Genomic DNA, 13,545 nt, shown 5'->3' on the forward strand with positions numbered 1-13,545 from the left:
TGCGCCCCTCCCTTCCTTTGAGAAGTATCCTCTGGGGGTGCGGGGGGCGACGCGCCCCCGCGCGTGATATCAGCCAGGCGCGCCGCACATCCCCTTGACGCGCCGTCGATGATCGGAAAGCCTGAGCGCATGTTTCCGATCCGCGATCACAACCCCTCGGGCCGGGTGCCCCACGTCACGCGGTTCCTGATCGTGGCGAATGTGCTGATCTTTCTGGCCTATTGGTACGGCCTGCCGGATGAGGCGTCGCTCACCCGTTTCATCTACACCTACGGTCTGATCCCGGCCGCCTTGACGCAGGGCGGCGAATGGGCTGGCCTTGTCACCTCGATGTTCCTGCACGGGGGCTGGGCGCATCTTCTGGGTAACATGCTGTTCCTGCATGTCTTTGGCGACAATCTGGAAGACAGCTTTGGCCACTTCGGCTTTCTGGCCTTTTACCTTGCCAGCGGCATCGGGGCGGGCATGGCGCAAGTGGTTGCCGATCCGGTGTCGCTCATTCCGATGGTCGGGGCCTCGGGCGCGATTGCGGGCGTGATGGGTGGCTATCTGCTGCTGTTCCCACGGGCCCGCGTCGATGTTCTGATCATCATCGTGATCTTCTTTCGCATCTTCACCATTCCGGCCTTCATCGTGCTGGCGTTCTGGTTCGGCCTGCAACTGATCTCGGGCGTCTCGACGCCGACGGATGCGGGCGGCGTCGCCTACTGGGCCCATGCCGGCGGGTTCATCGCGGGAATTGCGCTGGCGCTGTTGCCGTGGCTCCGGCGCGGAGGGCCCGCCTTCTGGCAGCGCAGCCACGGTGTTCCCGCCCATCCGGCAGTCCAGACCCGCATCCCGCTGGTGCGTCGTGCGCCGCGCCGCTGATGGGCGCGGCGGTTGGGATCAGGCCTCGCCGCGGATGATCTTGCGCAGCGGGTCGAACAGCTGATCGTTGCCGCAGACCACCGAACCGGACTCGAGCGGGTCCTGCCCGTCACGGATACCCGACAGCATCCCGCCGGCCTCACGCACCAGCAAAAGACCGGCGGCCATGTCCCAAGCCTTCAGCTCGCGCTCCCAGTAGCCGTCATAGCGCCCGGCCGCGACCCAGGCGAGGTCAAGCGCGGCAGAGCCCAGCCGACGCACACCGGCGCAGGTGGGCATCAGGCGCGCCAGATCCTGCAGCGTGGCGGGCAGGGTGGACTTCGCGCCAAAGGGCACGCCGGTCGCAAACAACGCCTCATGCAGGTGACGGCGGCCCGAGACGCGCATCCGCTTGTCGTTCATCCAGGCGCCTGCACCCTTTTCAGCCCAGAAAAGCTCATCCTTCGCCGCGTCGAAGACCACGGCCGAGACGATCTCGCCCTTGTGTTCAAGCGCGATCGACACCGACCAATGGGGCATCCCGTGCAGGAAGTTGGTGGTCCCGTCCAGCGGGTCCACGATCCAGCGCCGGGTGGGGTCGGCGCCCGCCGTCTCTCCGCCCTCTTCGCCAAGGAAGCCATAGGTCGGACGCGCGCCCATCAGCTCTTCGCGGATCAGACGCTCGGCCTCGCGGTCGGCCTTGCTTACGAAATCGCCAGGCCCCTTGGAGGATACCTGCAGGTTTTCAACCTCGCGGAAGTCCTTGACCAGGCTGCGCCCGGCCTTGCGGGCGGCCTTGATCATCACGTTCAGGTTGGCGCTGCCCTGCATTGGCTGTCCTCGTCGCTTTCGGTCATGTCGGCTGTTCAAGACGGGGCTTCTAGCCTGAATGACCGCGCTTGTGAAGAGGCGGGCGGGTGGCTTTCCGCCCGGCCGCCCGATGAAAGCGGGGGCGGGCATCAGGGTGTCGCAAAACCGTCATGCCTTCATGATCTTGTCCCGCGCGAAGGAACAGGAGCTGCGCGATGAACGACGATCAGGATCTGCCGGGGCGTGACTGGCTGGCGGCGGAACTTGCCGATACGCTGGACGAGGAATACGAGCTTGAACTTGAAGATGCGGTGATCTCGGAAGAAATCGCGCGCATCTACAAGGAAATGCATCCCAACGCGCTTGATCGTGCAAGCTACATGCACGCGCTGATCCGGCTGCAGGCCGAGCTGATCAAACTGCAGGACTGGGTCGTGCATAACCGCGAAAAGGTGGTCGTAGTCTTTGAAGGGCGGGATTCCGCAGGCAAGGGCGGCGTGATCAAGCGCATCACACAGCGGTTGAACCCGCGCGTCGTGCGCACCGTAGCCCTGCCGGCCCCCACCGAGCGCGAGCGCAGCCAGTGGTATTTCCAGCGCTATGTGCCGCATCTTCCCGCCGCCGGAGAGATCGTGCTCTTTGACCGCAGCTGGTACAACCGCGCGGGCGTCGAGCGCGTGATGGGCTTTGCGGATGAGGATCAGGTCGAAGAGTTCTTCCGCGACGTGCCCGAGTTTGAGCGCATGCTCGTGCGCTCTGGCATCCGGCTGGTCAAATACTGGTTCTCGATCACCGATGAGGAACAGCAGTTCCGCTTCCTCATGCGCATCCATGACCCGATGAAGCAGTGGAAACTGTCACCCATGGACCTGCAGTCGCGGGTGCGGTGGGAACAATACACCAAGGCCAAAGAGGACATGTTCGCCCGTACGAACATCCTCGAGGCGCCCTGGTATATCGTCGAGGGCAATGACAAGAAGCGCGCCCGGCTGAACTGTATCGACCACTTCCTGAAGCAGTTCCCCTATGGGCCTGTTCCGCATGAGGAAATCACGCTGCCCGACCGCGTGTTCAACCCCGACTACGAACGCGCCGTCCTGCCGCGCGAGTTGTATGTGCCGGAACGCTACTGACCGTCATCCCCGCTGCAGCTTGACCGCCTCGCTGCGGGTCAGGCGCAGGAAGTGCGCCATGAAAGGCTGCAACGCGTCTTCGCTGCGCGTTGCGGCATACATGCGTTTGGTGACATTGCCGGGGGCAAGTGGGCGGGTGACATAGTCGGGGTTCTCGCGAATGCCACGCATCACCCAGTCGGGCAGGACCGACACGCCGCGGTTTGACCCGACCAGCATCAGGATCACGGCCGTCAGTTCGGCCTGACGATGATGGGCAGGTTCCACGCGGGCGCGCGTCAGAAGCTCGGTGAACACATCCAGCCTGTCGCGGCTGACAGGGTAGGTGATCAGGGTCTGATCCCGCAGATCTTCGGCCGCGATCATCTGCTTCTGGGCAATCGGATTTTGCGCTGACGCAACAAGCGTCGGGGAATAGTCAAAGAGCGGGTTGAACACGATCCCCGGCAGATCGACCGGGTTGGACGAGATCACGAGATCCACTTCCTCGCGGTCAAGTGCAGGCAGCGCGTCAAAGGCCAGCCCCGCGCGGATATCCACGTCCACCTCGGGCCAGATGTGGCGGAACTGTTCAAGCACCGGGAAGAGCCAGTCATAGCAGGCATGACATTCCAGTGTGATATGCAGCCGCCCGGTCTTGCCCGATTGAAGGGCGCGGAATTCTGCCTCCATCGCCTCGATTTCGGGCAGGACGCGTTCGGCCACGCGCAACATCCGCTGTCCTGCGGCCGAAAGTTTGAGTGGCTTTGACCGGCGGACAAAGAGCTCGACACCCGCCTGATCCTCCAGTCCCTTCACTTGGTGCGACAGCGCCGACTGCGTCATGTTCAGAAGATCCGCCGCGCGTGCGAGGCCACCGGCCTCATGGATGGCGCGGATCGTGCGCAGGTGGCGAAGCTCGAAGTACATGAATGTTCCTCATGTTGATCTTGAGAATTATGAATTTGTCTCACAGCACAGATTCCTGCACAAGAGCATCACAGAAAGCAGGAGCCGACCATGACCGCACCGCGAATCTCTTTTGAGTTCTTCCCGCCGCAGACGCTGGATGCGTCGTTCAAGCTGTGGGAAACGGTGCAGATGCTGGCGCCGCTGAAGCCCGAATTCGTGTCGGTGACCTATGGCGCTGGCGGCACCACCCGCAAGCTTACCCATGATGCGGTGACCACGATCGCCAAGAACACCGGGCTCAAGGTTGCCGCGCACCTGACCTGCGTCGATGCGACCAAGGCTGAGACGCTGGAGATCGCAGCCGCCTATACCGCCGCCGGGATCACCGATATCGTGGCGCTGCGCGGCGATGCCCCCAAGGGCGCAACCCGCTTTGCCCCGCACCCCGAGGGGTTTGCCGACAGTGTCGAGCTGATCGAGGCGCTGGCCGCGACCGGCAAGTTCACCCTGCGCGTCGGCGCATACCCTGAGCCGCACCCCGATGCCGCCGACACGCTGCAGGATGTGCGCTGGCTGAAGCGCAAGCTGGATGCGGGCGCCACCGCAGCGCTGACCCAGTTCTTCTTTGAACCCGAAACCTTCCTGCGGTTCCGCGATCTGTGCGCCAAGGAAGGCATCACCGCGCCGATCATCCCCGGCATCCTGCCGATCGAGAACTTCGCTGGCGTCAAGAAATTCGCAGCCCGCTGCGGCGCGCATGTGCCGCAATGGCTCGATGATGCCTTCACCGTGGCCAAGCGTGACGGCCGCGAGGACCTGCTTTCCGTCGCGCTGTGCACCGAGCTTTGCGACACGCTGATTTCGGAAGGGGTAGAGGATCTGCACTTCTATACCCTGAACCGCCCGCACCTGACCCGTGATGTCTGCCACGCGCTTGGCATCACCCCCGAAGTGGCGCTGGAGAAGGTGGCCTGACAGGCATTTTCCAGCAGACTTGCGCCCGGACCCTGAGCAGGGGGACGGGCGTTTTTTTATGGTGGTCAAGCGTTCGGCTTTTTGGATGCCGCAGGTCCATTGATCCTGAAAGCCGGCTTGTCAATGGCCCCGATGGCGCTGGTTTCACCTTGGTGAGGCTCTGTCAGATACGTTCGGTGGACGGGGTAACGAGCGGCCCTCTGCGGATTTTTCAGGCGCCGCCAGACTGCATCAAAGACTGCCTGCGGACGATGCCTTACCGAAGTGTCGAGCGGTGATGTCGGGGCAGGTGCAGTTGTTGCAGGGTGCTCAGAACCCGCAGACCCCGGTTCGGATCATCCGCGAACTGATAGGGAGCGACCCGGCGCACTCGGTTGAGTTTGTGCCGCGAACCGAGACGGCTAAGGTGAGCAGCATGCCGCCCTGTGCATTCTGGCAGAGGAACATCGGCGCGATGCCGAATTGCATCAATTCAGAGGTATCGGATTCGTATTTGATGCGGATCAATGTGCGCTGCGGCCATGTGGAAAAATCTGCCTGATGCGCAAACATAGGGGGATTTTGCATGGAAGACATTTCGCAACTGCCGACCGTTCCTACCGTCCCGACCGCCGATCTTAATCCGGTTGCCGTGTCACAAGATGCGGGCGAGGGGTTCGACCGGGTCGGCCCGTCCAGCTTTCCGCATGCCGATGCCGACGCCATTCGCGAGGCCTTTGAAAGCGGCAAGTATCCCTATGCCCGCCCCATGGGTCGCATCCGCTATGAACAGGAAAAGGCCCGGCTTCAGGCCGAACTGCTGAAGGTGCAGATCTGGGCGCAGGACACGGGGCAGAAATTTGTCATCCTGATGGAAGGGCGCGACGCCGCCGGCAAAGGCGGTACCATCAAGCGCTTCATGGAGCATCTGAATCCGCGCTATGCCCGCGTTGTGGCGCTGACCAAGCCCTCGGACAAGGAAAAGGGCGAGTGGTTCTTCCAGCGCTATATCCAGCATCTGCCAACCACGGGCGAAATCGTGTTCTATGACCGCAGCTGGTACAATCGTGCGGGCGTGGAGCGGGTGATGGGGTTCTGCTCGCCGTCCGAATATCTGGAGTTCATGCGTCAGGTTCCCGAGCTGGAGCGCATGCTGGTCCGCTCGGGGATACGCTTTTACAAGTACTGGTTCTCGGTCACGCGGGACGAGCAATTGCGCCGCTTCAAGGCGCGCGAGACCGACCCCCTGAAGATGTGGAAGCTGTCGCCCATCGACAAGGCGAGCCTCGACAAATGGGATGACTATACCGAGGCCAAAGAGGCGATGTTCTTCTACACCGACACCGCCGATGCGCCCTGGGTCATCGTCAAGTCGAACGACAAGAAGCGCGCAAGGCTGAACTGCATGCGGCACTTCCTGTCGAGCATCGACTATCCCGGGAAGGACCCAGAGGTGATTGGCGCTGCAGATCCGCTGATCGTCGGGCGCGCCAGTCAGGTCATCGGCGGCGAGGGGCATATCCTGAACACCGCGCTGCCGCACGACTACAGCCGCAAGCGGGGTTAATACCTGGTGGCAGTGGTCAGTCTGGCACTTCGACCGCCACCGCTACTGCCTCGCCCCCGCCGATGCAGAGCGTGGCCATGCCGCGCCGCTTGCCGTAGCGGCGCAGCGCATGGATCAGCGTGACAAGGAGGCGCGCGCCCGAGGCACCGATGGGGTGGCCAAGCGCGCAGGCCCCGCCATGGATGTTCACGCGATCCTCCGGCAGCCCAAGGTCGCGGATCGCGGCCAGCGTGACGACGGCAAATGCCTCGTTGATCTCGAACAGATCGACGTCGGCAAGCGCCCATCCCGTGCGCCCCGCCAGTTTCCGCAGCGCGCCGATCGGGGCGGTGGTGAACTGTGACGGGGCCTGCGCATGTGTGGCATGGCCCACAAGCCGCGCAAGTGGCACCTGTCCGCGTGCCCGTGCCTCGGCAGAGGACATCAGGACCAGCGCCGCCGCTCCATCCGAGATGGAGGAGGAATTGGCCGCCGTTACCGTGCCATCCATCCGGAATGCCGGTTTCAGGATGTGGATACGGTCGGGGTCGGCCTTCAGGGGCTGTTCATCCTCGGTCACGGTTCGGGGTGACCTGCCGCCGGTTTCAACCGGCGTGATCTCATCCGCGAATGCACCCTGCATCGCGTCGCGCGCGCGTTGCAGGGACAACAGCGCCCAGCGATCCTGCAAGGCCCGGTCGAAGCCATAGGCGGCGGCGCAGTCCTCGGCAAAGCTGCCCATCAGGCGACCGGGCTCGTAGGCATCTTCCAGCCCGTCGAGGAACATGTGGTCAAGAACCTGACCATGGCCAAGCCGATAGCCCGCCCGAGCGCGCGGCAAAAGGTAGGGGGCGTTGGTCATGCTCTCCATCCCGCCCGCGACGATGATGCGCGCGCTGCCGGCGCGGATCGCATCATGGCCCAGCATCACGGCCTTCATTCCCGATCCGCACATCTTGTTGATTGTCACCGCCCCACAGGATGCCGGCAGCCCGGCTCCGAGGGTCGCTTGCCGCGCGGGGGCCTGTCCTTGCCCGGCGGGAAGCACGCAACCCATCAGCACCTCGTCGACCGCGTCTGGCGCAAGGCCCGAATTGCTCGTCGCCGCGCGTATGGCCGTCGCCCCGAGGTGATGGGCGGCGAGAGAGGCGAAGGCGCCCTGAAACCCACCCATGGGAGTTCGCTTGGCTGCGGTGATCACGATATCGTCCATCGCGGTGCTCCGTTTCACGAGGGCCTGTCACCTCAAGTCTAGCGCGGATCGGGCAGTGATGCATCCGGGACGGGCGGCTCCAACCCGCCATCTGCATGAAATGGCGACATTCCGTGTCGCAAGTTGGCGTGCCGCAATCGCATTGGCGCCCTAGACGAGGGGCATGATCCCAGTTCTGTCCCGTTCCGCCCATATCCGGGCCCTGCTTGCCCTTGGCCTGCCGCTGGCAGGCAGCCATATCGCGCAAATGGCGCTGCATGTCGTTGATACGATCGTGCTGGGCTGGTATGGAGTGACCGAGCTTGCCGCTGTGGTTCTTGGCGGGTCGTGCTTCTTTGTCGTCTTCGTTCTGGGATCAGGCTTTGCCCAAGCCGTGATGCCGATGGTCGCGCAGGCGCTTGGCCGCAAGGATGAAACCGAGGTGCGCCGTGCCGCGCGCATGGGGATGTGGCTGTCGATCCTGTTCGGAGCCGCGATCTATCCGCTCTTCTGGTGGTCGGAATCCATCCTGCTTGCGCTTGGACAAAAGCCGGATGTCGCGCGCCTTTGTGCCGAGTTCCTGCGCATCGCAGGCTTCGGCATGATCCCCGCGCTGCTCGTCATGGTGCTCAAAAGCTACCTTGCCGCGCTGGAGCGGACACAGGTCGTGCTGTGGGTCACGGTTGGCGCCGTCTTTGTCAACGCCGCACTGTGCTATCCGCTGGTGTTCGGTCGTTGGGGCCTGCCCGAGATGGGGGTGGCGGGATCGGCGATTGCCACACTGATCATCCAGATCCTGACGCTGGTCATCATGGCGCTTTATGCGGGTCTTCTGCCATCCTTGCGCCGTTTCCGGCTGTTTCAGAGGTTCTGGAGGCCCGACTGGCACGCGCTGGCCGCCGTGTTCAGGCTGGGTATGCCCATCGGTCTGACTGGCCTTGCCGAGGCAGGACTTTTTCAGGCAACCGCGCTGATGATGGGCTGGATTGGCACGGTCGAGCTTGCCGCCCATGGCATCGCGATGCAGGTCACCTCCATCGGGTTCATGATCCATGTCGGCATCTCCAGTGCGGCGACCGTGCGGACGGGGCGCTTTGCCGGGGGGCAGGACTGGACCAACCTGCGCCGGGGCGGGGTGATGGCGGTTGCGATTTCGGCGGCAGTGGGGGTGGTGCAGATCGTCATCTACCTGACGCTGGCCCAGCCGATCGTGGGCCTCTTCATCGACCGCAGCGCGGCCGAGGCGCCAATGATCCTGACCTACGGCAGCATGCTTCTGGCCTATGCGGCAGCCTTCCAGATGATGGACGCAGGCCAGGTTCTGGCGCTTGGACTGCTGCGCGGGGTGCAGGATACGCGGGTGCCGATGTGGATTGCTGCCGTGTCCTACTGGCTGATCGGGGTGCCTGCTGCCTATCTTCTGGCGTTCCGCGCAGACCTTGGCGGGGCGGGCCTTTGGTCGGGGCTGGTGATCGGGCTCTTCTTCGCCGCCACCGCTCTCATGCACCGGTTCTGGAGCCGTATCCCCGCCGGCTGATCAGGCCTCGTCGCCCTGCGGTGCAAGGCGCTCTGCCATCTTGCGCACAAGGGTGCTGCGCAGGTCATGCATGGCCAGCAGCAGCGCATCCGTCACGGCGGCAAGCTGTTCGTCGCTGGCGCGCGACTGTGCCCAATGCGCGGCCATATTCAGCCGGTCCACCGTCTGCAGGATCTCGTCATAGTCACGACTGGCAAGCAGCGCCTGGCGGCCTTCCATCCAGGCGCGGATGTGCGTCAGTTCTTCCGGGGTCAGCTCATGCGTGCCATGCGGGCGGATATTGCCGTTGCGGATATTGACGGCCGCGATCTCTTGCATCTCCAGCCGGCGCTGGCGGTTCTCGGCATCCAGCCGGTACACCGCAGCACCATTTTCGCGGACGCGAAAGTAGAGTTCGGGCAGGCTTTTCTCCATCACACCGCGCGCAGCCCCTCGCAGAAGCTACGGATACGGGTGCAGGCTTCGGCCAGCACGGCATCCGAAGTGGCGTAGCTGACGCGGAAGTTGGGCGAGAGGCCGAAGGCTGCGCCGAACACCACGGCAACGCCCGTCTCTTCCAGAAGCGCGGTGGCAAAGGCCTCGTCATCCGTGATCCGCGCGCCCCCGGCCGAGGTCTTGCCGATGCAGCCCGCGATATCGGGATAGACGTAGAAGGCACCTTCCGGCGTGGGGCAGGTGATGCCGGGGCAGGCGTTCAGCATCGACACCACCAGATCGCGGCGGCGCTGGAACACGGCCTTGTTGGTGGCCAGAAACTCTTGCGGACCCGTCAGCCCCTCAAGTGCGGCGTATTGGCTGACCGAGCAGGGGTTCGACGTTGATTGCGACTGGATCGTGCCCATCGCCTTGATCAGGGCCACCGGACCGCCGGCATAGCCGATGCGCCAGCCGGTCATCGCAAAGGCCTTGCTGACGCCATTGCAGGTCAGGGTGCGATCGTAGAGGCCGGGTTCCACCTGCGCGGGGGTCACGAATTCGAAATCGTCAAAGACCAGATGCTCGTACATGTCGTCCGACATGATCCAGACCTGCGGGTGGCGCATCAGCACATCGGTCAGCGCCTTCAATTCGGCGCGATTATAGCCCGCGCCGGTCGGGTTCGAGGGGCTGTTGAAGATGAACCACTTGGTGCGCGGTGTGATCGCGGCCTCAAGCTGTTCGGCTGTGATCTTGAAGCGGTTCTCCAGCGTGCCCACAACGGGCACGGGCGTGCCACCGGCCAGCAGAACCATATCGGGGTAGCTGACCCAGTAGGGGGCGGGGATGATGACCTCGTCGCCCGGATTGCAGGTCGCCATCAGCGCATTGTAGAGGATCTGCTTGCCGCCAGTGCCCACGGTGATCTGGTTCGGCTGATAGGTCAGGCCGTTTTCGCGCAGGAACTTGGCGCAGATTGCTTTCTTCAGCTCGGGGATGCCATCGACAGCCGTGTAACGCGTCTTGCCGCTGTCAATGGCCCGCTTTGCCGCCTCGCGGATGTTCTCGGGCGTGTCGAAATCGGGCTCGCCCGCGCCAAGGCCGATCACGTCGCGCCCGGCGGCCTTCAACTCGGCCGCCTTGGTCGTCACCGCGATGGTGGCCGAGGGTTTGACACGGGCAAGGGTATCGGACAGGAAGGCCATGACGCAGCTCCGGCAAGGGGGTTGGCGAAGTCTTAGGGCGCGCGGGCGACGCGGGCAAGGGAGAAGCGGATGACAGAGACCCATGAAGCACGGCTGAAGCGGATGCGCATGCGCAGCTGGCGGCGTGGCACCAAAGAGATGGATCTGGTGCTTGGCCCCTTTGCCGACGCCCATCTGGATACCCTCGATGCCGCCGAGCTCGATGTCTATGACGCCCTTCTGAACGAGAACGATCAGGATCTTCTGCCCTGGGTCCTGGGACAGGCCGCGGCGCCGGCGGAACTGGCCGGGCTGATCGCGCGCATCGGCACCTTTGCCCGTGCACGGCTGCAGCGCGGCTGACGATTTACCTCGAATTTTCGCGATCCCCGGCGTGATTCACCGGTTGTTTCCTATTCTTGCCGAATCTGCCGTGAACGAACCGCACGGTAGGGGGCGCGATGTCGATACATCATCAGGTGCTTGATGGCTCGCAAAGGGCCTTCATGCTGGGCTATCTGGAAAACCTTGCGCTGATAGAGCGGCTTCACAGGCTGCTTCTCGATGTCATCAAGGATGAGTTCGAGCGGTTGGCGATCCTTGAAATCAACCCGGTGCAGGCGCTTTTGCTGTTCAACATCGGCGAGAACGAGGTGACAGCGGGTGAGCTGAAATCGCGCGGCTACTATCAGGGCAGCAATGTCAGCTACAACCTGAAGAAGCTGGTCGATCTGGGCTATATGCACCACCAGCGGTCCGAGATCGATCGCCGCTCGGTGCGGGTCCGGCTGACGGAAAAGGGCAGGCGGGTGCGCCATCTGATCGACGGGCTTTTTGTTCGCCACGCCGAGGCGATGGAAAAGCGCGGCTTTGTTTCCGCTGCAGCGATGGAGGATGTGAACCAGACGCTGAAACGGATGGAGCGGTTCTGGGGCGAACAGATCCGCTATATCTACTGACCCCGCCGCCACAGCCGCGCTTGACTGGCAAACATCCCCTGCAGCTTGGACAGACCGCGCAGAAGCGCACCCTGTGGCGCGGGCGGGCTTGCGATCAGCCGATCCAGAGCCGCCTCGGGTGAGCAGGGGCGGCCCGTCGCCGGATCGAAATACCGCGGGGCCGCGATCAGCGCGGCATGGGCCAGATGCATCAGCGACGGTCGCGGCAAGGGATGCCCGTCAGCTGCGCGGCGGCGGCGCTCAGGCACAGGGCCAAGGTCGGTCGTCAGACCCCAACCGGCATAAAACGGGGTGCCAAGGCAAGTAACTGGCTTGCCACGCAACAGCGCTTCAAACCCCAGAAGCGAGGTCAAAGTCCAGACCTCGTCACAGGCGTGGATCAGCGCAGCGGCGTCCGCCCCATCGGCAATCACCTCGGCAAGTCCGTCACGCTGCAGTTGGCCGGGGTCCACCGCGCCCATGCGCAAACCCGCAACCACATCGGGATGCGGTTTGAAGACAATCACCGCATCGGGATTTGCTGCCCGCGTCGCGCGCAGCAGATCAAGGTTTGAGTGAACCTGATCGCATCCGAGGCGGATCGAGGCGTCGTCCTCGACCTGCCCCGGCACAAGAATGCGCCGTCCGGGGGGCAGGTCGGGCAGGCCGCCGGGCAGGTTATACTTGGTGACGCCCGATTGCACGATGCGCATGGCGAGACGCTCGGCCCGTGCAAGGTCGCCATCGGTCAACGGCGCAGTGATGTTCCGCTCCATCCGGCTTTCGTGCTGCGGGTCATAGTGAAGCCCCAGATCGTCGAGGATCAGGCAGGTCGGGGGTACCAACGCGGCGCCAAGCCCACGAGAGCGCAGGAAGCCGTCTTCGGCGCGCAAGACTGGAATCCCGGGCGCGGGCAGGTCCTGCACCGTCGCACCCCAGACCATCAAGGGGCAATCAAGCCGCGCGGCCAGCCTTGCCGCATCCATCGGGTCTGAGCGGAAGCGGATCGCTTGTTCGCGGCCAAAGGCACGTTGCAGCCAACCCCGTTTCCAGAGCCGCATGCCGGTGGCCACATAGCCCCGCCGATCCTCGCGATAGGCGCGGACCTCGGCCTCAAGCTGGTCAAGCGCCTCTTCGAAGGTGCAAAGGCGATCCCGGCAGGGATCATACCAGACCGGGGCAAGGATCATGGCGGCGGCGAAAACCTGCGTTGGCGTCAGTCGCCGCGTACGCCTTTGTACCGGTATCCTGTCATCGGTCAGCCCCCATCCCGCATAGAAGGGCTGACCAAAGACATGCGGTCGATGACCGGCGAGGATGGCCTCAAACCCCATTTGCGAGCTGACGGTATAGACCGCAACGGCCCCTTCAAGCAGCGTGCGTGGGGGAAAGGGATCATCGCAAAGGCTCGTGCGCTCGTCACAATCATCCGCGCCGAAATGGCCCGCCCTCAACCCCATGGCGGTTTCCGGGTGGGTCTTGATCAGGATCCGAGACCGCGGATGCGCAAGTCGCGCTTCTGCCAGCATTTCGGCGAACGTCGCGGCGCTGGCCCCCGCATGACGGATCGCTGCGTCATCACGTGTCTGGTCGATCACCAGCACGTAGCCCGCAGGGGGCGGCGGCAATGTGGGGTCGGTCGCGTTGTATTTCGACAGCTGGGCGCGCGCCATACGCGCCATGCCCTCGCGTGCCCGGCGCAAGAGGTTGGCGTCATCCAGCGGGTTGCGGGCGAGGATCTGTTCCAGCCGCGATGGGCGCGCGCTGTCGAAATGCACCCCCAGATCGTCAATGATCAGGCCGAGGGGGGCATCGCCCTTGCGACCCGGCCGGATCGAGCGAAGGAAGGCGTCTTCGACCCGGATCAGCGGCAAGCCGCGTGCCTCGGCCACGCGCGCCCCGCGCTGCGCATAGGGCGACTGGCCCCAGACGACGACTGCATCAGCCCCGCCCAGCCCCGCCGGTGCCAGTTCATACCCGGCTAGCGAGAGAATGCGCCGCACACGACGCTGCCAAAGAAAGCCTGCATTGAAAAAAGCAAGCCGCCGGGGAAATTCCCCGGCGGCATCAAACGCACCTCGCGGCGTATCGGTCACA

Annotated in this window: 14 protein-coding genes; 8 read left to right on the forward strand and 6 right to left on the reverse strand. The window is 63.9% G+C overall.

Annotated elements, in window-relative coordinates:
* Positions 1 to 129 precede the first annotated feature (129 nt).
* Complete coding sequence (locus FQU74_RS04670; protein ID WP_146285258.1) at positions 130 to 867, forward strand: rhomboid family intramembrane serine protease; 738 nt, start codon at positions 130 to 132, stop codon at positions 865 to 867.
* Between the two features lie 18 nt (positions 868 to 885).
* Here the strand turns inward: FQU74_RS04670 and FQU74_RS04675 are convergent, their stop codons facing one another.
* Positions 886 to 1,677: an inositol monophosphatase family protein gene (locus FQU74_RS04675; RefSeq protein ID WP_146285259.1), complete on the reverse strand. Its 792-nt coding sequence runs from the start codon at positions 1,675 to 1,677 to the stop codon at positions 886 to 888.
* A 194-nt stretch (positions 1,678 to 1,871) separates the two neighbouring features.
* Here FQU74_RS04675 and ppk2 (FQU74_RS04680) point away from each other — a divergent pair, with 194 nt between their 5' ends.
* Positions 1,872 to 2,789 (forward strand): polyphosphate kinase 2, encoded by a 918-nt coding sequence (gene ppk2 / locus FQU74_RS04680; protein WP_146285260.1) that lies wholly within the window; start codon positions 1,872 to 1,874, stop codon positions 2,787 to 2,789.
* 3 nt (positions 2,790 to 2,792) lie between these two features.
* Here ppk2 (FQU74_RS04680) and FQU74_RS04685 read toward each other — a convergent pair whose 3' ends face one another.
* The gene (locus tag FQU74_RS04685; protein WP_146285261.1) at positions 2,793 to 3,698 is read right to left on the reverse strand and encodes a LysR family transcriptional regulator; all 906 of its coding nucleotides are present in this window, start codon (positions 3,696 to 3,698) and stop codon (positions 2,793 to 2,795) included.
* Positions 3,699 to 3,788: 90 nt separating this feature from the next.
* On the opposite strand from FQU74_RS04685, the gene metF reads away from it, so the two are divergent.
* The 3 genes from metF (at position 3,789) to ppk2 (FQU74_RS04700) (ending at position 6,201) form a co-directional block, all read left to right on the forward strand.
* Positions 3,789 to 4,655, forward strand: coding sequence for a methylenetetrahydrofolate reductase [NAD(P)H] (gene metF, locus FQU74_RS04690; protein WP_146285262.1), 867 nt, complete (start codon positions 3,789 to 3,791; stop codon positions 4,653 to 4,655).
* Between the two features lie 277 nt (positions 4,656 to 4,932).
* Positions 4,933 to 5,196 (forward strand): hypothetical protein, encoded by a 264-nt coding sequence (locus FQU74_RS19230; RefSeq protein WP_158635529.1) that lies wholly within the window; start codon positions 4,933 to 4,935, stop codon positions 5,194 to 5,196.
* A 24-nt stretch (positions 5,197 to 5,220) separates the two neighbouring features.
* Positions 5,221 to 6,201: a polyphosphate kinase 2 gene (ppk2, locus tag FQU74_RS04700; protein ID WP_146285264.1), complete on the forward strand. Its 981-nt coding sequence runs from the start codon at positions 5,221 to 5,223 to the stop codon at positions 6,199 to 6,201.
* Positions 6,202 to 6,217: 16 nt separating this feature from the next.
* Here the strand turns inward: ppk2 (FQU74_RS04700) and FQU74_RS04705 are convergent, their stop codons facing one another.
* On the reverse strand, positions 6,218 to 7,393 hold the full coding sequence (locus FQU74_RS04705) for an acetyl-CoA C-acyltransferase (protein WP_146285265.1): 1,176 nt from the start codon (positions 7,391 to 7,393) through the stop codon (positions 6,218 to 6,220).
* 163 nt (positions 7,394 to 7,556) lie between these two features.
* On the opposite strand from FQU74_RS04705, the gene FQU74_RS04710 reads away from it, so the two are divergent.
* Positions 7,557 to 8,909 carry an MATE family efflux transporter gene (locus tag FQU74_RS04710; protein ID WP_146285266.1) on the forward strand — a complete coding sequence of 451 codons (1,353 nt, stop codon included), beginning with the start codon at positions 7,557 to 7,559 and terminating at the stop codon, positions 8,907 to 8,909.
* Here the strand turns inward: FQU74_RS04710 and FQU74_RS04715 are convergent, their stop codons facing one another.
* Together FQU74_RS04715 and FQU74_RS04720 are read right to left on the reverse strand one after the other, a co-directional pair.
* Complete coding sequence (locus FQU74_RS04715; protein WP_146285267.1) at positions 8,910 to 9,323, reverse strand: hypothetical protein; 414 nt, start codon at positions 9,321 to 9,323, stop codon at positions 8,910 to 8,912. It abuts the gene before it with no gap.
* Positions 9,323 to 10,531, reverse strand: coding sequence for a pyridoxal phosphate-dependent aminotransferase (locus FQU74_RS04720; RefSeq protein ID WP_146285268.1), 1,209 nt, complete (start codon positions 10,529 to 10,531; stop codon positions 9,323 to 9,325). The genes FQU74_RS04715 and FQU74_RS04720 overlap by 1 nt, the downstream gene beginning before the upstream one ends.
* A gap of 69 nt (positions 10,532 to 10,600) precedes the next feature.
* Here FQU74_RS04720 and FQU74_RS04725 point away from each other — a divergent pair, with 69 nt between their 5' ends.
* Positions 10,601 to 10,873: an FAD assembly factor SdhE gene (locus FQU74_RS04725; protein WP_146285269.1), complete on the forward strand. Its 273-nt coding sequence runs from the start codon at positions 10,601 to 10,603 to the stop codon at positions 10,871 to 10,873.
* A gap of 98 nt (positions 10,874 to 10,971) precedes the next feature.
* Positions 10,972 to 11,469 (forward strand): MarR family winged helix-turn-helix transcriptional regulator, encoded by a 498-nt coding sequence (locus FQU74_RS04730; protein WP_146285270.1) that lies wholly within the window; start codon positions 10,972 to 10,974, stop codon positions 11,467 to 11,469.
* Here the strand turns inward: FQU74_RS04730 and FQU74_RS04735 are convergent.
* Positions 11,463 to 13,544 (reverse strand): capsular polysaccharide biosynthesis protein, encoded by a 2,082-nt coding sequence (locus tag FQU74_RS04735; protein ID WP_444542686.1) that lies wholly within the window; start codon positions 13,542 to 13,544, stop codon positions 11,463 to 11,465. The genes FQU74_RS04730 and FQU74_RS04735 overlap by 7 nt on opposite strands.
* Position 13,545: the final 1 nt, after the last annotated feature.

The sequence above is a fragment of the Gemmobacter aquaticus genome, from assembly GCF_007859075.1.
Lineage (GTDB): Bacteria > Pseudomonadota > Alphaproteobacteria > Rhodobacterales > Rhodobacteraceae > Gemmobacter > Gemmobacter aquaticus.